22 protein-coding genes and 1 tRNA gene are annotated in these 23186 nt (G+C 36.1%); 8 read left to right on the top strand and 15 right to left on the bottom strand.

Going from position 1 to position 23186, the window contains the following annotated elements; all coding sequences use genetic code 11:
• Nucleotides 1-24 precede the first annotated feature (24 nt).
• The gene (mfd, locus tag Q0N70_RS09235) at nucleotides 25-3762 is read right to left on the bottom strand and encodes a transcription-repair coupling factor (RefSeq protein ID WP_294016045.1); all 3738 of its coding nucleotides are present in this window, start codon (nucleotides 3760-3762) and stop codon (nucleotides 25-27) included.
• A gap of 106 nt (nucleotides 3763-3868) precedes the next feature.
• On the opposite strand from mfd, the gene Q0N70_RS09230 reads away from it, so the two are divergent.
• From Q0N70_RS09230 to Q0N70_RS09220, 3 genes are all read left to right on the top strand, one after another.
• The gene (locus Q0N70_RS09230) at nucleotides 3869-4846 is read left to right on the top strand and encodes a hypothetical protein (RefSeq protein ID WP_294016043.1); all 978 of its coding nucleotides are present in this window, start codon (nucleotides 3869-3871) and stop codon (nucleotides 4844-4846) included.
• Nucleotides 4846-5235, top strand: coding sequence for a zinc ribbon domain-containing protein (locus Q0N70_RS09225; protein ID WP_294016041.1), 390 nt, complete (start codon nucleotides 4846-4848; stop codon nucleotides 5233-5235). The genes Q0N70_RS09230 and Q0N70_RS09225 overlap by 1 nt, the downstream gene beginning before the upstream one ends.
• Nucleotides 5236-5312: 77 nt before the next feature.
• A tRNA-Leu gene (locus Q0N70_RS09220) sits at nucleotides 5313-5396 on the top strand.
• A 3-nt stretch (nucleotides 5397-5399) separates the two neighbouring features.
• Here Q0N70_RS09220 and Q0N70_RS09215 read toward each other — a convergent pair.
• Nucleotides 5400-6119, bottom strand: coding sequence for an HAD family hydrolase (locus tag Q0N70_RS09215; RefSeq protein WP_294016039.1), 720 nt, complete (start codon nucleotides 6117-6119; stop codon nucleotides 5400-5402).
• 112 nt (nucleotides 6120-6231) lie between these two features.
• On the opposite strand from Q0N70_RS09215, the gene alr reads away from it, so the two are divergent.
• Nucleotides 6232-7383, top strand: a complete 1152-nt coding sequence (alr, locus tag Q0N70_RS09210) for an alanine racemase (protein WP_294016037.1) — start codon at nucleotides 6232-6234, stop codon at nucleotides 7381-7383.
• On the opposite strand, the gene Q0N70_RS09205 is transcribed toward alr, so the two are convergent.
• The 5 genes from Q0N70_RS09205 to Q0N70_RS09185 are packed head-to-tail and all read right to left on the bottom strand — an operon-like array spanning nucleotide 7377 to nucleotide 13512.
• Complete coding sequence (locus Q0N70_RS09205; protein WP_294016035.1) at nucleotides 7377-8810, bottom strand: folylpolyglutamate synthase/dihydrofolate synthase family protein; 1434 nt, start codon at nucleotides 8808-8810, stop codon at nucleotides 7377-7379. The two genes, alr and Q0N70_RS09205, sit on opposite strands and share 7 nt — an antisense overlap.
• A complete protein-coding gene (locus tag Q0N70_RS09200) occupies nucleotides 8807-9652 on the bottom strand; it encodes a hypothetical protein (protein WP_294016033.1) in 846 nt (281 codons plus the stop codon). Before Q0N70_RS09200 ends, Q0N70_RS09205 begins: the two co-directional genes overlap by 4 nt.
• Nucleotides 9649-11880, bottom strand: coding sequence for a GldG family protein (locus Q0N70_RS09195; protein ID WP_294016031.1), 2232 nt, complete (start codon nucleotides 11878-11880; stop codon nucleotides 9649-9651). The genes Q0N70_RS09200 and Q0N70_RS09195 overlap by 4 nt, the downstream gene beginning before the upstream one ends.
• Entirely contained in the window at nucleotides 11877-12596 is a 720-nt protein-coding gene (locus Q0N70_RS09190; protein ID WP_294016028.1) for an ABC transporter ATP-binding protein, read from the bottom strand. Before Q0N70_RS09190 ends, Q0N70_RS09195 begins: the two co-directional genes overlap by 4 nt.
• The gene (locus tag Q0N70_RS09185; RefSeq protein WP_294016027.1) at nucleotides 12586-13512 is read right to left on the bottom strand and encodes a ribonuclease Z; all 927 of its coding nucleotides are present in this window, start codon (nucleotides 13510-13512) and stop codon (nucleotides 12586-12588) included. The genes Q0N70_RS09190 and Q0N70_RS09185 overlap by 11 nt, the downstream gene beginning before the upstream one ends.
• 351 nt (nucleotides 13513-13863) lie before the next feature.
• Between Q0N70_RS09185 and Q0N70_RS09180 the strand changes: the two genes are divergently transcribed.
• Genes Q0N70_RS09180 through rfbD form a run of 3 tightly spaced genes read left to right on the top strand, consistent with a single transcriptional unit; the run spans nucleotide 13864 to nucleotide 16722 of the window.
• On the top strand, nucleotides 13864-14619 hold the full coding sequence (locus tag Q0N70_RS09180; RefSeq protein WP_294016026.1) for a DUF6675 family protein: 756 nt from the start codon (nucleotides 13864-13866) through the stop codon (nucleotides 14617-14619).
• Nucleotides 14620-15735, top strand: coding sequence for a mannose-1-phosphate guanylyltransferase (locus tag Q0N70_RS09175; protein WP_294016023.1), 1116 nt, complete (start codon nucleotides 14620-14622; stop codon nucleotides 15733-15735).
• Nucleotides 15736-15762: 27 nt separating this feature from the next.
• Entirely contained in the window at nucleotides 15763-16722 is a 960-nt protein-coding gene (rfbD, locus tag Q0N70_RS09170) for a dTDP-4-dehydrorhamnose reductase (RefSeq protein WP_294016021.1), read from the top strand.
• Between the two features lie 62 nt (nucleotides 16723-16784).
• On the opposite strand, the gene Q0N70_RS09165 is transcribed toward rfbD, so the two are convergent.
• A complete protein-coding gene (locus tag Q0N70_RS09165) occupies nucleotides 16785-16913 on the bottom strand; it encodes a type II toxin-antitoxin system HicB family antitoxin (RefSeq protein WP_294016019.1) in 129 nt (42 codons plus the stop codon).
• A gap of 133 nt (nucleotides 16914-17046) precedes the next feature.
• Here Q0N70_RS09165 and Q0N70_RS09160 point away from each other — a divergent pair, with 133 nt between their 5' ends.
• Complete coding sequence (locus tag Q0N70_RS09160) at nucleotides 17047-18084, top strand: helix-turn-helix domain-containing protein (protein ID WP_294016017.1); 1038 nt, start codon at nucleotides 17047-17049, stop codon at nucleotides 18082-18084.
• Nucleotides 18085-18386: 302 nt separating this feature from the next.
• Here the strand turns inward: Q0N70_RS09160 and Q0N70_RS09155 are convergent, their stop codons facing one another.
• From Q0N70_RS09155 to Q0N70_RS09125, 7 genes are all read right to left on the bottom strand, one after another.
• Nucleotides 18387-19043 (bottom strand): glycosyltransferase, encoded by a 657-nt coding sequence (locus Q0N70_RS09155; protein WP_294016015.1) that lies wholly within the window; start codon nucleotides 19041-19043, stop codon nucleotides 18387-18389.
• Nucleotides 19044-19089: 46 nt separating this feature from the next.
• Nucleotides 19090-19779, bottom strand: a complete 690-nt coding sequence (locus Q0N70_RS09150; protein WP_294016013.1) for a glycosyltransferase — start codon at nucleotides 19777-19779, stop codon at nucleotides 19090-19092.
• Nucleotides 19754-20245, bottom strand: coding sequence for a glycosyltransferase (locus tag Q0N70_RS09145; protein WP_294016011.1), 492 nt, complete (start codon nucleotides 20243-20245; stop codon nucleotides 19754-19756). Before Q0N70_RS09145 ends, Q0N70_RS09150 begins: the two co-directional genes overlap by 26 nt.
• Before the next feature lie 68 nt (nucleotides 20246-20313).
• Complete coding sequence (locus tag Q0N70_RS09140) at nucleotides 20314-21423, bottom strand: glycosyltransferase family 4 protein (protein ID WP_294016009.1); 1110 nt, start codon at nucleotides 21421-21423, stop codon at nucleotides 20314-20316.
• Nucleotides 21420-22118 carry a hypothetical protein gene (locus tag Q0N70_RS09135; protein WP_294016007.1) on the bottom strand — a complete coding sequence of 233 codons (699 nt, stop codon included), beginning with the start codon at nucleotides 22116-22118 and terminating at the stop codon, nucleotides 21420-21422. The genes Q0N70_RS09140 and Q0N70_RS09135 overlap by 4 nt, the downstream gene beginning before the upstream one ends.
• On the bottom strand, nucleotides 22103-22378 hold the full coding sequence (locus Q0N70_RS09130; RefSeq protein WP_294016006.1) for a hypothetical protein: 276 nt from the start codon (nucleotides 22376-22378) through the stop codon (nucleotides 22103-22105). Before Q0N70_RS09130 ends, Q0N70_RS09135 begins: the two co-directional genes overlap by 16 nt.
• Before the next feature lie 12 nt (nucleotides 22379-22390).
• The gene (locus Q0N70_RS09125) at nucleotides 22391-23128 is read right to left on the bottom strand and encodes an EpsG family protein (protein WP_294016069.1); all 738 of its coding nucleotides are present in this window, start codon (nucleotides 23126-23128) and stop codon (nucleotides 22391-22393) included.
• Between the last annotated feature and the right edge of the window lie 58 nt (nucleotides 23129-23186).

Raw genomic sequence — 23186 nt, 5'->3', positions numbered from 1 at the left:
ACTTTTTATGGAAGAAAACTGTGTTTAAATCAGTTGTTCAAGCTTTTCCTTTATGAATTCGCTTTTGCTTTTTAAGTCAATTGCTTCAGTTTGCAAGATAATTTGGTTTGGTTTTGCTGAATTTAGTTTTACGCGTCCTGAGCTTGTTTTTATCAGCCCGAGAAGTTTGTCAATGTTGACTTTTGAAATTTTGCTGAATTCAACTTGAACAATTCCTTTTTTTTCTTTTAAAGAGCTTATCGATAATTTATTGCAGATTATGCGGATTTTTGCAAGGCTTAAGAGGCTGCTTACTTCATCTGGAATCGGCCCGAATCTGTCAAAAAGCTCTTCCCAAACTGAATTTAAAGAATCCTGCGTTTGAACAGATGCGATTTTTTTGTAAAGCTCCATTTTTGTCTGTGTGTCTTTTATGTAAGTGTCTGGAATAAATCCGGTGTATTCAAGTTCAAGAAGAACTTCTTCTGGTGCTGTCCAGTCGCTGCTTGAAAGTCTTTCTATCGCGGAATTTAAAAGTGTTAGGTACATTTCAAATCCGACTGCGTAGACTTCGCCGCTTTGGTCTTTTCCAAGAAGATTTCCTGCGCCGCGGATTTCCATGTCTTTCATTGCAATTTTAAATCCGGAGCCCAGTTCTGTAAAATCGCTTATTACTTGAAGCCTTTTCATTGCCACTTCGCTTAAAGCTTTGTTCTGCGGATAAAAAAGGTATGCATAGGCTTTTCTGTCGCTTCGCCCTACACGTCCGCGCAACTGATAAAGCTGGCTTACTCCATACATATCCGCACGGTCAATTATTATTGTGTTTACGTTTGGAATATCGATTCCGTTTTCTATAATTGTAGTTGCCACAAGAATATGAAATCCGCCCATTTTAAATCTTCTGAAAATGTCGTCAAGTTCTTCGCTGGTCATTTTTCCGTGCGCGGTTTCAACTAGCATTTCGGGAACAAGATTTTCAAGTTTCAGCCTTGTTTCTTCAAGAGTTTCAACTCTATTATGAAGGTAGAAAACTTGTCCTCCCCGCTGAACTTCATTTCTTATTGCGCGGGCGACTTTTTCATCGTTGTATTCTTCGATTGCAGTTTCGATTGGCTGTCTGTTTTGAGGCGGCGTTGTAAGAAGCGACATATCCCGAATTTTTAGAAGACTCATGTGCAGCGTCCGCGGAATTGGTGTTGCGCTCATTGCAAGGCAGTCGATGTTTGTTTTTAAAGTCTTGAGTTTTTCCTTGTCTTTTACGCCGAATCTTTGCTCTTCGTCAATTATCATCAGTCCAAGATTTTTAAAAATGACATCTTTCTGAAGAATTCGGTGGGTTCCTATAAGAATGTCTATTTCACCGCTTGCAAGTTTTGAAATTGTTTTTTTCTGTTCCGCTGGAGAGACAAATCTTGAAAGTTGCGCGATTGTAACTGGAAAATTTCTAAAGCGTTCCTGGCAGTTTTCAAAATGCTGTTCTGCAAGAATTGTTGTAGGCGCAAGGAATGCGACTTGTTTTCCGCCCATTACTGCCTTGAATGCCGCGCGCATTGCAATTTCAGTTTTTCCGTAGCCGACATCTCCGCATACAAGACGGTCCATTGGAACTGGCTTTTCCATGTCCGCTTTAATTTCCTGTGTCGCTGAAAACTGATCCGGCGTATCTTCGTAAGGAAATGCGGCTTCAAATGCTGCGTTCCATTCTGTATCCTTTGGAAATGGAAATCCGCGTGAAGCTTGTCGCTTGGAGTACAGATCTATCAGTTTTTCGGCGATTTCTTCAACTTTTTGCTGAACTTTTGCTTTTCTTGCGCTCCAGCTTTTTGAGCCGATTCGGTCGAGCCTTGGTTTTTCATTTTCACTTCCTATATAACGCTGAACCATATTCACTTGCTCTATAGGAACAAAAGCAATTTCCTCGTCTGCATATTCAAGCTTTATGTAGTCGCGTTCTGTACCCATTGCTTTTACGCGCTCGATTCCCTTGAAAAGTCCGATTCCATAATTTACGTGGACAATGTAGTCTCCCGGAGTCAGATCAACAAACGTATCAATTGGCTTTGAATTTACTTTCCTGATTGACTTTGGCGTGTTTTTCTTGCGTCCGAAAATTTCATTTTCTTGGATAACAAGAAGCTTTTCATCTGAAATCATAAATCCGGCTGTAAGAGCCTGCGGAAGAACTTGTACTCCGGAATCACAAAATTCCTTTATAATTTCTTTTATTCTTAAAGCCTGATTTCCGTTGTCGGCGAAAACAAAAATATTGTACTTTTCCTTCAAGAATGATGTCAGCTGCTCTTTTAGATAGTTTATGTTTCCAAAATAACTTTGCCCCGCTTCTGATTTTATTTCTAGCGATGTGTTGAATGCAATGGAATTGTCTTGAATATTTTCTTCTGAATTGCTCAGTGTATCCAATGTTCTGAATGCAACAAGTTTTTTGCATTCGGTTGCCAGATTGAAAAAGTCAAGCTGCATGGTTGCAGGCAAAAACACAGGAAGATTTTGGCGGGCAAGCCGGTATGCCACTGTATATTCGTTTTCGAGCATTTTTTCTGCATTCAAAAGTCTATCCCAGTCAAAGAAATAAACATCTGTATTGTTTGTTAAGTAGTCTAAAATTGAATACAGTTTGTCAAATAGGATTGGGTAAAAAAGTTCTTCTCCTTCTGTTTCCTTAAATTCAATGAGCTCTGCAAGTATTCTATCTTTTTCTTGTTTTGCAGCATCTGTAAGGGCTAGGTGTATGTTCTTTTTGTCTAACAACCGGTTGTTAATACTGGTATTGTAATCTGTTTCTTTTTTATCAATATCCGACTGTTTGTTAGTTTGTAAATTGTTGGTGGTGTTGCTTTTTTCAAATGAACGTTCGTTTGAATTCTGTTTTTTTACCTTATCATAAATAGCAAAATCATTTTTTATGCCGGCTTCATCTTCTTTTTTCCATTCATTTTCTAGTTTTTCAATAAGCTCTTCTGTCCAAATAATTTCCTTTTGCGGATAAATTACAAGATGCTCTATGTTTTCCTTTGAAGTCTGAGTTTCTGGATCGAAAAGCTTTATTTGGCTTATGGTATCAAAATCGAATACAATTCGGTGCGCAAATTTTTCTCCGCTCATAAAAATTTCAAGAACTTCGCCGCGCAGAACAAACTCGCCTTTCATTCCGATTTTTGGAACTCTAAGGTAGCCCTGCTCTGCCAGTTTTTCAGCTAGTTTTTCAGGATCAAATTCCTGGCCTTTCTTTAAAACTGTAACCAATGATTTTGTGTATGAAACCGGCGGAACTGGAGTTAAAAAAGCCCTTTGCGTTATTATGAAAACTCTTGGTTTTTCAGAAAATGGATTTTTTACTGCGAGCTTTGCAAGGATTCCTGCTCTTTCCCCAAAAACAGCCGAGCCTTTTGCCGCAGGTCTGTACGGGATTGTTCCCCACCAAGGAAACTTAAAAATTTCTACGGAATCTTCAAAAACTGTATTTAAATCAGTTTCGCATTCATCAGCTTCTTTTTGAGTCGGAACAATTATAACAATATCTTTTTGAAACTGGAAAAATTTATTTTCATACTGAGTTTCATGGATGCAGTTTTGTCTGTACCTTTCTTCAGTCTGTCTGATAAAAAAAGCTGGAAGACTTCCCTTTAGCCCTGAGATTTGAAGCGGAAATTCTTCAGGCTTCGCATCTGCGCACTTTATTGCTGCCGAGTGAAATTCAGTGCAGGAATTAATAAGGCTAAACAGCGGATTTTGACTTTTTGTTGATAATGTATTTTTCATAATTGTCCGATATAGTATATAGAATAATCTGCTTATTTTAGCTTTATTTGAGGGAATTGCAAAGCCCTGTAAATCAAAAAAAGAGGTTTTCCTCGGGAGTATTTTTGTGAACATTAAACGCTTTTTGCTTACGGTTATATCAATTTCCTGTTTTTTTGCCTATGCGCAGGTTCCAGAAAAATCAGAACAGAAACTTGACAATGCGGAAGTTTCAATAAAGTTTTATGATAGAACTGTTTATTATCCGGGAGACTCGGAAAATAATCCTGTCTATGTTTATATAACTGTTTCAAATAAAGGCTCATCCACTTTGAGATTTAAAATTGCTGATGACAAAATGTTTTCTGTGGATTTTATTGCTTTCAATGTGAAAAAGACACAGCTTCCTTCAACTCAAGGCTTGATAAGAAAGCGCACAACAAATCAGACTGTATATTTTCGCGAAATTTCCCTTGAGCCGGGCGAAGAATATTCTTTCCGCGAAAATTTAAAAGACTACCTTGAAATAAAAGATCCTTCTATTTATTATGTTGAGCTTAGATTTTATCCGGAACTTTACAGAAATAAAAATATCAGCTTGACTTCAAACCGCCTTAGCCTTGAAGTCCGCCCTAGCCCGTCCGCAGCTTCGTCATCAGCCCTTCCAGTTGAGACAAACAGCGCGGTTGTTCTTCAGCCGGAAGATATAAGCCCTGACCGTGTTGTTGAACAGACAATTGTTGCGCGCCAAAAAAGCCTTTGGGATCAGTTCTTCCTTTATATGGATTTGGAGGAAATGCTCAAGCGTGATCCTTCGCGTGGAAGAAAATACAATCTTGTGAGCGCAGATGAGCGCGCCGATATGCTTCGTTCGTTTAAAGCTGACTTGATGCTCCAGAGAATTGACTATGACATTGTGGCGATTCCGTCTAAATTCAAAATTGAAACAACTTCATATTCGCAGACTGAAGGCACTGTAAAAGTAATTGAATGGTTTAAAAATGACAATTTCATGGAACGCAAACGCTACACTTATTATGTCCGCCAGCGTGATGGAATTTGGCAGATTTACGATTATACAGTAGACAATTTGGGAACTGAATAATGGCTGAAGCAAAACGAGCCAAATATTTCTGTGAAGGCTGCGGTTCAGAAGTCGCTCCAAATGCAAAATTCTGTCCAAAATGCGGACGTTTTTTTGCGGCGGTAAGATGCCCGAACTGTGGCCATATAGGAACTGTAAGAAATTTCTTAAGGGGCTGTCCTGCCTGCCATTATGCTGTGAGTCAGGAAGAACTCTATGGAACTTCTGAAAACGGCAATGGTTCAGAAAAAAAACAGCTTTCAAGAAATTCACGGAAAAAAATAAAAAAGGCATTTGGCTTCCATAAAGAATCGATTTTTTCAGATGATGTTCCAGCATGGCTTTTTGTTGCAAGCATTGTCGCTTTAATTGTAATTTTTGCGGCTTTGTTTATGAGATGCAAAAGCTGAAATTTTACTTTCTTTTGTTGAATTCCGCTAAATATATTTGACAAAAAACTGATATTTAAATATACTATTCAAATCTTGCCCAGGTGGTGGAATTGGTAGACACGCTAGTTTCAGGTACTAGAGTCCGCAAGGATGTACGAGTTCAAGTCTCGTTCTGGGCATTTTCAGTCTTTTAATGCATTTTCTATTATTTCAATCATTTCATAAAAATCTTTTACTTCTGCATAAAGTGGATTTTCCTGCTCGATTTTCAATTTGCCTTGCCGTTTTCTGTTAAGGTACAACGTGTTTATTCCAAGTTTTCTAGCTGGAACTATGTCATGCTCCAGGCTGTCTCCGATGTACCAAGTTTCGCTTTCTGATGAATTTGCAAATTCCATTGCCTTCTGAAAAATTTTCAAATCCGGCTTGCTGATTCCAACTTCCGAGGAAATAATGATTGGGCTGAAAAAATCTGTTACGCCGGCTTTTTTTAGTTTTGACCGTTGATTTTCAGAATCGCCGTTTGTTATAATTCCCATTTGAATATTTAAATCTGAAAGTTTTTTTAATGCTGGAGGCGCGTCGGAAAAAAGATTGTATTCCTTTTCATAAGTTGACCAGTAAAGGCTGAATCTTGAATCAAGCTCCTCTTTTGATTTTATTGGGTTTCCGTTAAGCTCGAATACTTTTGCAATTCTTCCTTTCCGCTGCTCGTCAAAAGTCAACTCTCCTGCTGAATATTTGTCAAAGAAATGCTGCGCCCATTTTTTCCATTGAAAGCAAAATTCATCAAAATCCATATAGATTTCATTTTTATATTTTTCAAAGACTGCCTTTATTCCAAGATTTTCCGCAGATTCAAAATCCATTAACGTTCTGTCCAAGTCGAAAAAAAATACCATGAAACTAAGTTAGCATTTTTTTTGCTTATATTCTATAGAAAGAAAATGTTTTTAGATGGAGGAATCTCCCTTTCTATTGACAAAATTTGTGATTTGACTAGACTTTTTGATTATGCGTGCTACAAGAGCTTTGATTCATTTGGATAATTTAAAAAACAATATTATAGAAATAAAAAAATGTTTAAAACCTGAAACAAAAATGTGCGTTGCTGTAAAAGCCGATGCTTACGGACATGGAGCTGTTCCTTGCGCAAAGGCTGCTCTTGAAGCTGGCGCGGATTATCTTTCTGTTGCGACTTGTGAAGAAGGTGTTGAGCTTAGAAATGCTGGCATTGACTCGCCCATTCTTATGCTTAGCCTTTGTTCTCCTGATGAAGTTGAAGAAGTTGTTTCCGCTGGAATTACGCCTTTTGTTTTTGATGAGGAATACATAGAGCTTTTTTCTTCCGCTTGTAAAAAACTTGAAATAAAAAATTTTGAAGTTCACCTTGCAGTTGATACTGGAATGGGTAGAATCGGATGCCTTCCTTCTGAAGCTGGAAAAATTGCTCTCAAAATAAAAAACTGCGGAAATCTTTTCCTAGGCGGAACTGCAACTCATTTTGCGCTTAGCGATTGTGTTTCAGAAAAGGGAAAATCGTATACAAAGTTTCAGTTTGAAAATTTTCTTGAGGCAATTAGAAACATAAAATCAGCTGGAATTAATCCCGGGCTCTGCCACTGCGCTAATTCTGCAACAACTCTTGATTCCCCGGAAATGCACCTTGATATGGTTCGTCCTGGAATTATTGTTTATGGCTATTACGCGGATGAAGTTTCAAAAGAATATTTGGTTTCAAAAGGAAAAAATATAGAGCTAAAGCCTGTTATGACTTTGGAAAGCTACGTTTCTTCAATCCGTAAGTTTGAAAAAGGAAAGTTTGCAGGCTATGGATGCAGATGGGAAGCCAAATCTGATACCAATGTTGGCGTTGTTCCAATTGGCTATGCAGACGGATGGTTCAGGCGTTTTTCTGAATGCGGTGTAAAAGTTGCAGTAAATGGAAAAAACTATCCTATTTGCGGTCGCATTTGCATGGATCAGTGCATGGTAGATTTGGGTGCAGATTGTACTGCAAAGCGATGGGATAAAACCGTTTTGTTTGGGGACAGTTCTGACGGAGCTTTGCAGACTGCCGATGATATTGCGCAGCTTACAGGTACAATTTCATACGAAATAACCTGCGGAATCTCAAAACGTGTGCCGCGTATTTTTATTCAGTGAGAAAATTGAATAATTGTTTTTTGCGCTAAAAGATACTTTTTTACTTCAGCAACTAGATAGAACGAGCCTGTAACTAAAACTGTCGCCTTTTCTTCTGTAGCCTTGGAAAGTATATATGGAATGGCTTTTAAATAATCGGGAATTGCAGTGTATTCTATGCTGGATTTTTCAAAAGCTGCCTTTAGCCGTGGAAAGTCAGATTCTTTTGTTCCTCCTGGCACTGTTAAAATTATGTGGCTGAATTTTCCTTTGAATAATTCTGCTATTTCTTCTGCATTTTTATCTGCAGCACAAGCAAAAAGAAGGTATGAATCGTTTTTTGCATTTGAAAAAAGGTTACAGAATGTATCCATTGTAAAGCCAATACTTTTTACTGTGTGGGCTCCGTCTAATATTAGATTTGAAATATTCCTGAACTGCGAATTTGTCAAATCAACTGGTTCAAATCTTCCGGGAAGAACAGTTTTTTCAAGACCCTTTTCGATTATAGTTTCATCAAGATTTGGAAACACTGTTTTTACGGCAAGTGATGCCACAGCCGCATTTCTTGCCTGAAATTCTCCTAGCAGCGAAAGAGAAACATTTAAAGGTCTTGAAAACTTTTCAGAATCTAACGAAAAGCACATTTTTACCGAATTTTGTCTAAAAAAATAGACATCTTTAAAAATTGTTGAATTTTGCTGTATGTTTTTATATACAATTTCAGATGTTTTGCAGCATTCATCAGTAAAAAGTATTGGGGAATTTTTTTCTTTTGCAATTTTTCTAAAAACATCTTTTACTGAGTCTTTTTGTCCAGAAACAATTACAGGAATTCCTTGCTTTATAATTCCCCCTTTTTCTGTGGCGATGAGTTCCTCTGTGTTTCCAAGATATTCTGTGTGTTCAAGTTCAATCTGGCTTATGCAACTGCAAACTGGAGTTATAACATTTGTTGCATCAAGCCTTCCTCCGATTCCGACTTCATAAACTGCATATTTTGTTCTGGCATTTTTAAAGCAAAGCATTCCAAGCAATGTTGCAAGCTCAAACCAAGTAACAGGTCTTTTTCCGGGAAGTTCTTCTGTCTTAATGGAATTTATGCTGTCTATAAGCTGCTTTACAGATTTCTCGTAAACTTCTTCAGGAAAGGGGCCAGAAACTGTACCTATCCTCTCATTGAAATTCAAAATATGCGGAGACGAATACAAGCCTGTGTAATATCCAGCTTCCTCCAGAATACAGGCAATCATTTTAGAAATTGAGCCTTTTCCTTTGCTTCCTGCGACGTGAAAACTTGGACAGCGGTCTTGCGGATTTGAAAGCCGTTTGCAAAGAAATTCCATCGTGTCGAGCCAAAAAATATTTTTCTTTGGAGTTTTTTCAAAATTCAAATATTCTTCTGCAAAACTTTCAAAGACACCGATAGCAGATTTTTTTTCATTCATTTGCTTGCCTCTAGGAATTTTTCATAAGTCCATTGGCTTATTGAATATCTGTAGTTTATTGACTTTATTGCGTCTGCGTTTTTTTCTAGCGAAGAAAATGAAGGTATGACAATGTACGAATCATCTTTTTTGTAAATTGAATAGACGGCTTTGTTTGTGTTGCTGAATATTTTTAAAACAACTTTTTCCGGCTTGATATTTTCTGACGGCGAAAGATAAATAAACTGCCCTCTTCTTAGTTTTGCGGAAGTTTCATTTTCATCAGTTACGCATAAAGGCTCGATGTACGGATCTGCCCAAAATGAAGCGTCTTTAAAAAGAAAATTTGAAACAAAAGTTTTTGCTTCCCAGACTGTTTGCTCTTTTGATGTCCTAAATGAAATTCTTTCAGAAATTGGATCTTCTATTCCAAAGAAAAATTCTGAAACTTTTTCAGTTCCTTTAAAAAAAGTTATGCGGCATGAATTTTTTTCATCTACACCAAGGCTTGCCCAGGACGAAACTTTTTCAGCTTTTTTATATAAAGTGTTTTCTTTTTCTGCTTCCGCCAAAAAATTTTTTATTGTCTGAATGTCGCCTGGCCAGTTTAGCGTCATGTTTGAATCGTCATCTGTTCCAAGCCATATATTGTCTTTTTGGGATATTATAATTTTTTTTCTTTCTTTTGCGTTGTAAATTTCAACAGAAGAAATTTCTTTGGCATTGCTGATGAATCTCATTTTTGAAGTTTCTGGAATATTTTTTCTTGAAAGTGGAAGAAAAAGCAGCAGAATAACTAGAACAAGAATTATGTCAAATCCGTAAAATATAAGAAGAGCTTTTTTTGATGAAATGCGCTTCATTTGTTGAACCTCCTTCTCTTTGAAAAGAAAATAAAACTTATTGTTAGGTTTGTAAATATTGGTAGCACGCATGTTGTAAAAAGTGTTTTTATTGCGGCGTCTCTGATATTTTCATTGCTGATTTTATAAAGCGTTGTGTTGAATGTAGTTTTATTTTTTAAGTTTAAAAGCTCATATTCACCGTTCAGCATAAAAATTCCGTTGCACAAAAAATCAAGGCTTCTTGAATCAACATCGAAAATTGAATTTGAATTATACGAAAGCAGCGAATCTGAAAAAGCATATTGATCTGCAAAAAGTATGAGCGACGGAGATTTTTCATTTTCTTTTGTAGATGAAGCGCAGACTGTAAAAGTAGAATATTCTTCCTCTGATTCTGCTGTCTTTGGAACTGCAAAAGGATTGGTTATAAAATTTTCTGTTCTTGGAATTTGCCATGAACGATTGCTTGTAAAAAGAAGCGGAACTGTTTTTAACTTTTCAATTTCTGCAACTTCATTGTCAATATCAAATGCGCAAGGCCAAAAAACTGAAAGTCCTGAAAGCGCATTTTCTTGTGTTCTTAGGGAAATCCAAAGCGGATAATTTATATATTCTGTCTGCGCGGCTTTTTCATTTCCGTTGACATCGGAATTGCTTGTCATTGTAATTCTTAAATTTGAAATATCGCAAGTCAATGTCTGTTTAAAATAAATTCCAAAAGTAAACATGAGCCGCTCAAAAAGCTGATTTGATTCATTTTGCTTTACAGACCAGTTGTCTTCAAAATCTATGGAATAAGGCTGGCTTGCAATAAAAACTTTTCCGCCATTGAGAATAAAGTTTTCAAGAATTTTGCAATCAGTTTTTGTGAAGTTGTCGCTTCCGAAAATAATCAGCGGAATGTTAGGAAGCTCATCAAACGAAATATCAGCGCCTGAATTTTTTTCAGAAGGAAGCGATGTCTGGATAACAGAAAAGCCTTCCGCCTCAAGATATTGAAACGCAAGTTTGTATCCATTTGCAAAAGATGAAGCGCAGACAACTTGAACTGGATTTTCTTTTTCTTCAACAAGAGATTTTATTTTTCTAGTCAAATCAAATTCAAGCCTTGATATATTCAGCACAAACGGAATTGTTTCGCTTTTGCCAAGATAGTCAATTTTTATAGCAGAATAAACATTTGTGATGCTTGCAGAATCTGCGGAAGAAGTTCTAATCGGATAGCCTCGTATTCCAATTTCAGAAAGTTTTTGTGAAATATTTTCTTTTGCGGGATTTATAATTTCAACTGAAACTTTTTTTGATTCTCCTGCGTAGCTTTGCAAAAAATCAGTTACGTCTTTTACCTGCGGATAAAGGCTTTTTAGTTTTGGACTTAAATAATAAGAAATTGAAAGCGGATCTTCAATTTGACTTAAAATTTTTTTACTGTATTTGCTTACGCTGAAATTTTTTGATGAAGTAAAATCAATTTTTAAATTCAAACTTTCATTTGCAATTGTAAAAAGTAAAAAAGAAAATGCAAATGCGCGTTTTATTTTTTTTAAATAAACGGATTTGTTTTCTTTTCTGTCTTCCTGAATAAAAAATGCAAGCGCATAAAAAAATGCAGCAGATGAAGCAAAGAAAAGAAAATCTGTGATGCTGAAAATTCCTTTTGAAAAAGAATCGAATCTCCAGGCGAATGAAATGAATTTTATTATTGCGCTTAAAAATTCCGGCGGATTGAAATAAAGCGGAATGTTGTGAATTGAATTTATGATTGCAAGAAAAAATGCGGAAACTACAAAAGAAACTCCAGCGGATTTTATTATGCTGAAAATAAAAATTACAAAAGAAACTGCTGCGGCAAAGTAAAATAAAATTCCTATAAATCCAACGCAAGCTTGAGAAATCTCAATGTCCCCAAAAAAAGAAACGCATACTGGAACTAAGATAGAAAGAAATGTTGCAAAGCAGCAAATAAAAAAAACTGAAAGAAATTCAGGAAAAAATACAAAAATTGATTTTAAAGGAAAATCCTTTTTTACATTTGAAGAAATTGAAACTAGTACAGGCAAAAACAAAATGCAGGCTGGCGGAAATGCTGAAAAAAAATTGTGCAAATCTGTAGAACCTGCTCCAAGAAAAAATTGCTGCCCGATAAAAAATCTAAGGTTTACAAAAATTTCAAATGCGGCAACTAAAATGTATGTGAACGGATTTATTGCAAAGTTAAAAAAGTATCTTTTTAAAATAGATTTCATTGTGATTTTTCCGTGGCGCAAATAAATGCTTCCTCAAGGTTTTTACAGTTAAATTTTTTTGTTATTTCTTTTTCAGTTCCGCAAGCTGCAACTTCTCCGTTTGCAATTATATAAATTCTATTGCACAAAGAAACTGCTTCTTCAATATGATGCGTTGAAAAAATAATTGTCATTGAGTTTGAAAGTTCTTTTAGTTTTTTTCTGAACGAAGCGATTTGTGCTGGATCTAGTCCTGCTGAAAATTCATCAAGAACAAGAATTTTTGGAAGTCTGCAGATTGCTTTTGCAAGGCTCGTTCTTTGCTTAAATCCTTTTGAAAGGTTTGAAATTTTTTTACTGAAAACTTCTTTTAGTCCGCAAATTTCCGCAGCATTTTTTATTGTTAGCTCAGCTTCAGTTTTTTTCTGTCCTGAAATTTCAGCTTCAAAAAAAAGAGTTTCTTTTACGGTAAGGCTTGAATCAAGCTCTGGAACTTCTGGGACAAAAGCGGTTAATTTTTTAAATTCATCGGTTTCTTCTGTTCCGCAGATTTTTATAGTTCCGCTAGTCTGGTAATGAAGCCCGCAAATTGCTTTTAGGACAGAAGTTTTTCCTGCTCCGTTTGGTCCGAGAATTCCAGTGATGGAATTTTTTCCCGCATAGAAATTTATATTTTTGCATGCTGAAAATTTTCCGTAGTCTTTGCAGAAAGAAATCAGTTCAACTTCATTCGACATAAGGAATCTCGATTCTCATCCTGTCTTTTGTAAGGCGTGCTTCTGGATAAACTTGCTGCGCCTGCTCCAAAAGAACATTTAGCTCTTTGTCGTTGTAACGCGGGCTGTAGTGAATAAGTCCCATTCTTAGCGCATTGGAATCTCTTGCAATTGTGGCTGCCTGCCGTGAAGTCATGTGCTTTTTTTCTTTTGCCTGATCTTCGCATCCGTCCGCAAACATTCCCTCGCAGATTAAAAGGTCGCTGCCCTTCACTTCTTTTGCAATCGACGGAAGATACATTGTATCTGTCACAAAACTGAATTTCCGTCCGCTTCTATTTTTGCCAACAACTTGCTCTGGCTTTATTTCAATTCCGTCTTTATTTACGACGCTTTCGCCGCGCTGAAGTTTTCCCCATAAAGGTCCTTTTGGAATTTTTAATCTCTCTGCTTCTTCTGGATTGAATTCTCCTGGGCGGTCAAGTTCTTCCAGCGTATAACCTACACAAGTTTTTGTGTGTTCAAGCGGAAATGACCTTATATAAAATCCGTCGCCTTCATAGACTACGCCCGGCTCTGTTATTTCTTTTACAACAATCGGATAATTTATGTACATATCCAGAACTTTGCGGCTTGTTTCTATATATTCTGCAATTTTCGGCGGACCAAAAATATAAAGAGGCTCTGTTCTGTCAACTTGTGAAGAAAGCATAAGAATTCCAGGAAGCCCTGTAACGTGATCTGCGTGCGTATGCGAAACAAAAATCGCATTGATTTTCTTCCACTTTAAATTAAGCCGCCTTAAAGAAACCTGCGTGCCTTCTCCGCCGTCAAATAAAAACAAGTCTCCGTCGCGCCGAAGCAAAACTGATGTAAGGTGGCGATATGGCAACGGCATCATTCCTCCGCAGCCCAAAATAAAAGCTTCCATGTTCATGGAAACGATTTTATACAAAAAAAAGACTTTCTTCAATCTAGCGTATTTAGAATTCTTCAGGGCAAACGCATTATAAATAATTTAAGTAAAGTTTGCGAAAAGGAACGGTTCTGTGGCAAAAACATTCTGATTGGTGCGACCGCGTGAGCGGGCAATTCTATAGTTACTTTGCAACAATCAGCGTGTAGCGCATTATTGCGCGTTTTTGAACCACGAAACCGTGACTGGGAGCCAGTTTTATGCTGAATATATTTATAATGCGTTTGCCCTGTTTAGAATTCTTGATGTAACCTTGCAAGTTTGATTTTTATTTACTATAATAATTAGTCTTTATTTTTATAGGGGAAAACATTGAAAACTATTTTTAAGAATATTGTTGCTCTTGCTTTATTTTCTGTTGCTTTTGCCGGTGCATTTTCAGAATCGCCTTATAATAAAAATTTGTCAGCTGAAGATATTGAATCTTTAGGCAGCGGAAAAACTGTAATTAAAAATACAGGCTCATATAAAAAAATGTGCATGAAAGGCGAAAATCCAGGCTTGAAAAAAGCTGTGGAAACTGTAACTGAACTTAAGCCTGCTTATTTTGCGGAAGTCATAAAAGAATATCCTTACGAAGGCAATGAAAATCTTCTTGAAAATTTTTCTTCGCTTGTAATGGACATTCCATCTTATGCAGGAATTCCTTATTATTCAGAAAGAGCCGAAGAATGGTATGACTTGTATACTTCCGCGGAAATAAAGTCAGCTCAGGAAGATGGAAATACTCAGATTGTAAATGCCGATTTTGAAATGAAGCCTTTTGGCCTTGTTCCGATGAAAATCACTTCGGAAAAAAACGACGGATATTATTACTATGAATCAACGAATCTTTCTACAATGCGTTACTACGATAAATTCAATTGCGTTAGTCCGGAAAACATGAAGTCAATAATTGTGATTTTTAGATCTGATGACAAATGGATTCTTTATGGAATCGGAGCGGTAAAAGCTCCAAGTGTTTTTTTTCTTAGAGAACGCGTTGACACATCTTTTATGAACAGGATAAAAACTTTCTGCGCCTACTTCTTTGCAAAAATGGAAGAGCAGAAACAACAGGAGCAATAAATGGGCAATTCAAATTTTACTGATGTTGTGATTCTTGCTGGCGGATTTGGTGAAAGGCTTTGGCCCGCTTCAACTCCGGAATTTCCAAAGCAGTTTATGGCTTTTGCAGACGGAATTTCTTTTTTGCAGAATGCAGTCATAAGAGCGTTGGCAGTTGAGCCTTCAGGAAAAATTCTCATTATTTCGCGTCCTGAAATTTGCGTAGAGCTTACAAAGCAAGTTGAAATTTTAAAAGAAAAAGTTTCCGTACAGCAAAAAAAGAAAATTGAAAATGACTTGTACGTAATTGCAGAACCTTGCTCTAGGCACACTTGCCCGCCCCTTTTGCTTGCCTGCAAATTCCTTGAGCTTGCGGAAAAATCAGAGCATTTGATTTTGGTTTTGACAAGCGACCAAGTTATTTCGCCTTTGGAAAATTTTGTTTCTGACTGCAAGAAAGCTGCGGATTTTGCGCATCAGGGAAAATTTGTGTGCTTTGCAATTCCGCCTTATGAACCTTCAACTGGATTCGGCTACATAAATATGGGCGAGCCTTTGGATTCTGAAAATTCAGTTTTAAAGATTGAAAGCTTCAAGGAAAAGCCTGACTTGGAAACTGCGAAGGCTTATCTTGCGAGCGGAAAATATGCTTGGAACAGCGGAATGTTTGGATTTTCAAATTCGCTTTTTGAGTCTGAAATAAAAAAGTATGAAAGTGAAATGTACGAAACTTTTAAAATTTTTGATGCTGAAAAATTTCCAGAGCCAGCGCTTCTTAATTCGATAAAGTACATTGAAAACTGGCAGCCGCTTAATGAAGCCTATAAATCTGTAAAATCAATTGCAGTTGACAATGCCGTTGCCGAGCGGACACAGAATGCGGTTTGTGTAAAAGCTTCTTTTAACTGGGACGATGTTGGAAGCTGGGATTCATTTGAAAAATATTTTGAGCAAGCCGAAGAAGAATTTATTTCAGTTGAAAGCGGCGGAAACTTTGTCTATTCCGATATGCCGGTTGCCCTTTGCGGAGTGCAGGATTTGATTGTTGTTGTAAAAAATGGTAAAATCCTTGTTATGAAAAAAGGCGCGAGTTCTTCCGTTAGAGATGTTGTAAAAAAATTCAAGGAAAAACAGTAAAAGCGTTTTATTACTTTGGAGCAAAAAATGGTTTGGCTTATCGGTTACAAAGGAATGCTTGGAAGTGAAATTGCCAAGCAGCTTACAGAAAATAAAATTGACTGGATTGGAAGCGACAGAGATGTTGACATAACAAATCCTGCAGAGCTTTCAAAATTTGCGCACAATCACGGAACTGCCGCTGGAAGAACTGGAATTTCTGTTGCCCGCGGAACTGTTCCAGAAAAAATCACTTGGGTAATAAATTGTGCCGCCTACACTGCTGTGGATAAAGCCGAAGAAGATTCAGAACTTGCGGAAAAACTAAACGCTGAAGGTCCAAAGAACATTGCAAGGATTACACGCGAACTTGGCGCAAAGCTGATTCACATTTCAACCGACTATGTTTTTGATGGAACTGGAAATTTTCCATATACAGAAGATATGCTGAAATGTCCTGATTCAGTTTACGGAAGAACAAAAGCGGCGGGCGAAGATTTTGTAGAAAAAGAAATGACCCAGTACTACATTTTGCGTACTGCATGGCTTTATGGTTTCGACGGAAAAAATTTTGTCTACACAATGACAAAAGCAATGAATTCAAAAGATGAAGTGAGCGTTGTTTGCGACCAGAAAGGCACTCCGACTTGCACTGTGGACTTGGCTTCTGCAATTTTAAAAATTATGTCCACATCAGAAAAAGCAAAAAGCCTGTTTGGAAAAAAATCAGCCCTGCCCTATGGCGTTTATCATTTTACAAATTTAGGCGAAACGACTTGGTTTGACTTTACAAAAAAAATATATGAGCTTGGAAAAAAGTACGGCAGAATTACAGAGGACTGCGCTATAAATTCTTGCACAACCGATGAATATCCATGCGCTGCAAAACGTCCTGCATATTCGGTTTTAAGCAAAGAAAAAATTCAAACCTTGCTGAAAATTAAAATTCCTGAATGGCAAGAAAGCCTAGAAAAGTTTATAAAAAACGACAGATTTTTAATAAAATAGCCAACTGAAAAATTGGATAAAATTTTTTTTGATGCCAAAAATGTCATTATCGGGCTGATAATCTATTGCAAATTTACAGTAGAAGCCTCTTCCAAAGTCGCTCCGCATGAATTTATTCCAGGAAGCTCCGGGCAATATGCCGCCCAAGAATTAACAACGTCGTCGTATTCCAATACAACCCTTAATGTCATTTTTAACCTTCTGTTTTCAACAATATTAACATGCGGAAAACGAAATGACAAGAATTGTTCTTTGAATCATTTTTGAACAAAATGCAATTAAGTTGAAATTGACATTTGTCTATTTTAACATTATATTTATCACATGAGTTACATTAATGAAGAAATTACAAAAGATATTTTAACAGCATCAGAAGCATCAGAAATATTAGGTGTTTCAAAGCAACGGCTTTCTGTTTTAATAGCTGAGAATAAAATTCACTGCAAAAAACAGTCGAATGGTGGGCTGATTATTTTGCGGCAGGACATTGAAGAATACATGAACAAGGATGTTTTTCATAGTAAGAAACTGAAAGATTTAGCAGAAATAACATCGAGATCCCTGGAATTTTACAAAAATCATAAAAGTGAAATAGGTGAAATTTATAGAATTACAATCTATGCAAATGCTATAGATGCTATACATGATGGAAATTATGAAAAATCAGAAGATTTGTATGGTCGGAACCTTTATCGAATAGACGTTCCTTATATGATAATAAAAGGAACATACAATGAAATGTGGTTAAGCGGCTGCAAGTGTGGCTATTGCGGAACTGGAGCATCCGGATCAGTACAAATACTTGAAGACCTTGGTATAGATAATTCTGAGGGAAAAATCAATTCTAAAATAATTGAATACAATAAAATAAATGGAAAATGGATTCTTTCTATAAACAGAAACTCCAGTCTTGAAGACAATATCGAAAATAAAACGAGACTAAAATTTTTTACACAAGATGGCAAATTAATTCTTGTTCAGGATGACAGTTTCATTTTTGAACAAAATATCGTTGAAATATTAAACCAATACAAAGACTTTATGCCTAATCCTTATTCAATAAGTTTTATACGTTCAGATGAAGAAGCCATTCAGAATGGTTACTTCTTGAAATCATATAGTATTGGACAAACAATTGTTTTCAAATTGATTTTAGAAGATAAAAATAAAAATCAGATTTGGTTTCCTTTTTATTATGAGGATAACAAATCAGTTTATGAAAACCCGACAATTAAAAATATTCTTGAATACTGTGGATTTGAAACAAAGGAATTAACAAAATATGATAAAATAAAAAATTGGATAAACTTAAATGTTTTCAATAAACAGTTTGATAGTGATATGATTATAAAAGGACTTTAATATAAACATCAATCCTAAACATAATGTTTCTGTGAAAGTCTTTCTGTAAATTCCCAAAATAGTAAGTTTATGATAAAATAAATCATAGACTTGCTATGACAAATAAAAAGCACATCACAAAAGATAAAAATAAGTCTTGTAATCTATAGTCCATAAAAACCAAACATATATACCATCTGGATAATTTTTTTTCATATTTTCTAATTGCACAACAGAATAATCAGAAATTTTATATATCCTATAACTCTACCTTTTTTTATTTTTAAAAACTGAATATATTTTATATAATAAGAAAATACAGTTTACCCTTTCATACACTCCCCATAAATCTCAGCCATCTTCCTTACCGCAATGTCAACTGAATATTTTCTAGAATCTTCTATGTTGCTCTTTCCCATTTCTGTTCGAAGCTCGGAATTTTTATAAAGAACCACAATCTTTTCAACAAAGTCAGCGTTGTTATCCAGCTGATAAAGTTCTCCGTTCCGTCCTGGAGCAACGGCATCGGTCTGACCACGTATACGACTTGCCACAATCGGAAGACCACTCGCCATCGCCTCAATCACGCTGATTGGAAGACCTTCCTGCCGACTTGTCGTAACGTAAAGGTCAGAAATCGCACACAGCAGATTTATGTCTTTTCTGTAGCCGGGAAACCAGATTATGTCTTCAACCTCAAGATTCACGGCAAGAATTTTCATTTCTTTCAGCTGAACGCCTCGTCCTGGCATTATGACTTTCAGATTCGGAATCCGCTTTTTCAGCTCCGGAATGTTTTTTATGAAAAAACCGTGGTCTTTCCGCGGAATGAATTCAGCAATGTAGAGGATTATGAAATCATCGGAATCGTATTTGTATTTTGAGCGGAGCGTAAGTTTTTCTTTAGGAGAAACAGCCTTGAATTTTTCAAGGTTTATTCCCACTCCGTCCATCATGAAAACCTGAGCATGTTTTTTCATCACGCAGCCTCCACATTCAAGAATGAAGGCAAGCAGAACTGCAAAACTACTCTACAGTTGCCCCCCCCACGACATTTTCAGAAATGACCTCGTTGTATATTCCTGCCATTTTCTCCACTGCAATATCAACGGAATATCTCTTCGCTTCCTCAACATTCCGCCTGCCCATTTCCTCACGCAGCAAAGGATTTTTATACAGAAGAATAATCGCATCTGTCATTTTCTTTTCTGATTTCGGGCTGAAAATAAAGCCTGTTTCCTTGTCTTTTATCAGCGAACGGTGTCCACGGTTGTCGCTTACAACAACTGGCAAACTACACGCCATTGCCTCGATGATGTTTACAGGAAGCCCTTCCCGAAGACTTGCGGAAAACGCCACGTCGCTCATCATCGTGAGTTTTTCGACATCGCGCCTGTAGCCTAAGAATTCCACGTATTTTTCAAGGTTTTCTTTCTGGACAAATTCGCGCACAATCGGAAGAGTCTCTTTTCCAATCAGAAGAATTTTCAGATTCGGAATGATTTTTGCAAGCTCTGGAACAGACCTCACAAGCATAATCTGGTTCTTGTTTTTGTTCAGTTCCGCAACAACCGTGATGATAAAATCCTTTTCAGAATATCCAAGCTCCGTTCTCAGCGCATTTTTTTCTTCCAGAGAGCAAGGATGAAATCTTGAAAGGTTTACTCCAACGCCGTCGATCTTGAAAATCTCAGAATGATTTTTTTGCCCGTTCATAGTCTTCCTCGTTTATTGTTACAATCACATCAGTGCAGTGCGAAAGCCATTTTTCCATTGGATAATACAAAAGCCAGTTCAAGACCGGCGCACCTTTGTAAAAATGGAATCCGTGCGCAGTGTAAATAACCTTGATTTTGTGCTGTTTCCAGAGCTTTTTAGCCGCCAGCCGCCCCAGGACACCGCCCATGGGGGTGTGACAGTGGAGAATCTGGTAGTTCCCGCTAGCTAAAATTCCCCTCAGCTGCCGCAGTCCCCGAAGATTCTTGAGGCTGAAGGGAGTCCGGGCAATGCTGATGGCAAACTGCCTGTCGCAGTCGGCAACCTGCTCCTCCCCTGCGGAACAGTAATCCACCTGCCAGCCCTGCTCCCGGAACCACCGCATGAAGGGCCGGTTGAACTTGGAGAAGTTGGCGGTGTTGGACAGGAAAAGGACTTTACGTTGATACGAATTATTTTTATCCATGGTTAGCCTCATTTTGAGAAGAATGTTATGTAAAAGATTTTTTATATGAATTGAAATAAACGAACGAATTAGAAATCAGTTTCTAAAAACTTAAGTAATTTGTTTGCTGATGTTTTCCACGAGAAAATAGTTTCATTTTTTTCTTCTGCGGCTTTTCCCATTTCAGGAATCTTTTGCGGTTCTTCATACATTTTTAGAATCGAATCAGCAAGAGCATTTTTGTCATTTGGTTGAATAATAATTCCTGTATCTTCAAATACCTGTTCTGGCAATCCGCCTACATTTGTAACAATAACAGGTTTTGAAAACGAATACGCAAGCATTACAACACCGGACTGGGAAGCCTCTATATAAGGAACTACAACAAAATCAATATCCTCAAAATATCTGTAAATCTCTTCGTTCGGGATATATTTATTTACAACATTGCAAGATTTTCCAAGCCAATTTATTTTCTCATTATCAGAATCTGAAAATTTTCCTTTTCCAACAATGTTCAGCACAATATCCGGATCTTTTTCCTTTATTATAGTCATTGCATCAAGGAGAACAGAAATTCCCTTATATTCATGGATTCTTCCGAAAAAAAGAATCCTTTTTGTTATTGAATTTTTATTTTGGAAATTTACTGACCTGTAATAATTATAATTTCCGTGCCTTATCCAGCAAATCTGTTTTGTATTAAGAACATATTTTTCAGAAATCAAAGGTATAAATCTTTCGGAAAGAGTAACAATTTTATGTGAGTGTCTTATAATATAATCGTTGAATCTATCAATTAAGGAATTTTTCTCACCCAAATGCATGGAAACATCATGGATTGTTGTTATAACTTTTGTTTTTTTGTTTACAGAAGGCAAAATCATTCTTGCCCAAATAGAAATCATAGGTATGTAAATCCAGTCAGGTGAAAATGAGTCTATTCTGTTTCCAATTTTTATAAATTTGAGAATATTCAGACTTTTTAAAACAAAATCCTTTCCATTTTTATATGTCGGTGTAAAAATCAGGTTCAGATTTTCTTTGTTATTTAAATTATCAAAGTCGATCTTGTTTTCAATCAAAGTTGAAAGAATAAGCTGAATTTCCACTTTTTGCTCCAAAAGATGGCGAACCATCTCATAAGTGTAAACACAGCCTCCCCCCGATTTTCCTAAATATAAAACTGTAATTTTCATTTTTCTATTTCCTTATCTATAAAATCCAATATGTTTTTATTTACAGAGCTAAATTTTCTCATATAAAGCCAATCATTCTCACTCATTTTTTTAATCACAAATTCTCTATCATCATCAGTTATTTCTAATGAGCCATTCTTTCTAAGCCGTTGTTCACAATTAACAAGATAGTCTTTTCTAGGGATTTCTTTTTCAATTGTATTAATTATCGTTTGTAATAAAATTTCTTCAGGATTATGAATATATTTTCCAATTTCAAAAATGTATGGATTCTTATCTATATAGATGAGAAGTTTATCCACAGTTGAATATGTAAGTTCCATCCAGGTTTCAGATGTACACCAGTTCAATTTCAAATTTTTAATTTTTTTTACATGAAAAAAGAAACCAAAAATTTCAGGTAATCTTTTAATTATTTCTTTTATTGGTACTCTTTGTCCTTTAAAACATCTAGGACGAATAAAGCAGAATGGTTTTATCTCTAATTTAAATTTAGTATGCAGAAATGACAGCCAATAATTATTTCTATTTGAAAGACACATTTTTTTAAATTTTTTACCATAAGTTTCAAGTTCGTCAAAACTCAAAAAAGCAAAAAAATTTGTCGGATATTTTTTATAAAGATATTCCTTTATATATTTGTTTGATTTTATTGGATAATCAGACCCAGATGCTAGTATTATGTACCCCCCCACGGAGTTTTTCTATTTTTCTCTAAAACTTTTTTCATCAGCAAAATAGAAGCTTCTACACAAGTAATATCGCCCCAAATAGTTTCAATACGCTCATCGTCATCTATAAAGCAGTGTTCAGGAATCAGAGCCTTAAAAGGACTCGCGTCAACTGATTTTTGGACATGGATAAAAAAATCAACGTCTGGTCCATCCAATTTCTTTACAGTTCTTGAAAGAAGTTCCGGATCGTTATAGGCCAATATACAGTAACTAATTTTCATGAAAAATCTCCATTACATCAAATTTTGATTTAGGTCTTCAAAAAAGTACCACCTAAACGGCACGTATTCATTGCTGTGGTTTGCAGTTACAGAAACTATTAAATACATAAAGAAGTACGCATAAAAAGGAATCATAAAAAGAATTCTGTAGTTAATGTTAAAGCGTTTATTACACTCAGGAATCAGAAGACAATAATAAATCAAAAAATACTGAGCTAAACGTCCGCCTGTGTGTCCGCCCAAAACAAAAGGGAGAATCACGCCAACAGCACAGATATTAACAAACCCAGAAGAATTTTTTCTATGAAATACAAGGGCATATAAAAAAAGAATCAAGTAAACAAGCCTCTGAAAACTTCCGCTGGAATCTTTTATGCCGCCTTTTTCAAGATACATAAGAAAAATCGGCAAAATACTTCCAAGGATTTTTGGAAGAACGACTTTCATTCCGACATATATTCCTATGACAGCAAGCATTGTTGTCATAGGCTTTGCATAATATAAAGGATAAAAAAGCAAAGCTATTGCAGCTGATTTATGGAAGAGAATTGATACAATACAAATCAAAAAGTATTTAAATATTTTTCTTTGCTCAATATATTTGAATCCATAAAACACAAAAGAAACGGCTACAGCCTGTCTTATCGTGCTTAAGTCAGTAAGATAAAACAAACATAAATAAATCATAAGAGATTCAAATTTTGAAACGCTATATTTATTTATCAATATTCCTATATTTGCATAAGTTATAACCGCTATTAGAGTTCGCCTGAATTAACCACAGATAGTTCACCAAGAAAAACCAAAT

This window comes from uncultured Treponema sp., from assembly GCF_945873775.1.
Classification (GTDB): domain Bacteria; phylum Spirochaetota; class Spirochaetia; order Treponematales; family Treponemataceae; genus Treponema_D.
The sequence above is the reverse complement of the archived record's forward strand: the minus strand, read 5'-3'. Positions and strand labels throughout refer to the sequence as shown.

Coding starts and splice junctions, on each gene's coding strand:
- mfd (WP_294016045.1), bottom strand. CDS start 3,762: ATGAAAAATACATTATCAACAAAAAGTCAAAATCCGCTGTTTAGCCTT.
- Q0N70_RS09225 (WP_294016041.1), top strand. CDS start 4,846: ATGGCTGAAGCAAAACGAGCCAAATATTTCTGTGAAGGCTGCGGTTCA.
- Q0N70_RS09215 (WP_294016039.1), bottom strand. CDS start 6,119: ATGGTATTTTTTTTCGACTTGGACAGAACGTTAATGGATTTTGAATCT.
- alr (WP_294016037.1), top strand. CDS start 6,232: ATGCGTGCTACAAGAGCTTTGATTCATTTGGATAATTTAAAAAACAAT.
- Q0N70_RS09205 (WP_294016035.1), bottom strand. CDS start 8,810: ATGAATGAAAAAAAATCTGCTATCGGTGTCTTTGAAAGTTTTGCAGAA.
- Q0N70_RS09200 (WP_294016033.1), bottom strand. CDS start 9,652: ATGAAGCGCATTTCATCAAAAAAAGCTCTTCTTATATTTTACGGATTT.
- Q0N70_RS09195 (WP_294016031.1), bottom strand. CDS start 11,880: ATGAAATCTATTTTAAAAAGATACTTTTTTAACTTTGCAATAAATCCG.
- Q0N70_RS09190 (WP_294016028.1), bottom strand. CDS start 12,596: ATGTCGAATGAAGTTGAACTGATTTCTTTCTGCAAAGACTACGGAAAA.
- Q0N70_RS09185 (WP_294016027.1), bottom strand. CDS start 13,512: ATGAACATGGAAGCTTTTATTTTGGGCTGCGGAGGAATGATGCCGTTG.
- Q0N70_RS09175 (WP_294016023.1), top strand. CDS start 14,620: ATGGGCAATTCAAATTTTACTGATGTTGTGATTCTTGCTGGCGGATTT.
- rfbD (WP_294016021.1), top strand. CDS start 15,763: ATGGTTTGGCTTATCGGTTACAAAGGAATGCTTGGAAGTGAAATTGCC.
- Q0N70_RS09165 (WP_294016019.1), bottom strand. CDS start 16,913: ATGACATTAAGGGTTGTATTGGAATACGACGACGTTGTTAATTCTTGG.
- Q0N70_RS09160 (WP_294016017.1), top strand. CDS start 17,047: ATGAGTTACATTAATGAAGAAATTACAAAAGATATTTTAACAGCATCA.
- Q0N70_RS09155 (WP_294016015.1), bottom strand. CDS start 19,043: ATGAAAAAACATGCTCAGGTTTTCATGATGGACGGAGTGGGAATAAAC.
- Q0N70_RS09150 (WP_294016013.1), bottom strand. CDS start 19,779: ATGAACGGGCAAAAAAATCATTCTGAGATTTTCAAGATCGACGGCGTT.
- Q0N70_RS09145 (WP_294016011.1), bottom strand. CDS start 20,245: ATGGATAAAAATAATTCGTATCAACGTAAAGTCCTTTTCCTGTCCAAC.
- Q0N70_RS09140 (WP_294016009.1), bottom strand. CDS start 21,423: ATGAAAATTACAGTTTTATATTTAGGAAAATCGGGGGGAGGCTGTGTT.
- Q0N70_RS09130 (WP_294016006.1), bottom strand. CDS start 22,378: ATGAAAATTAGTTACTGTATATTGGCCTATAACGATCCGGAACTTCTT.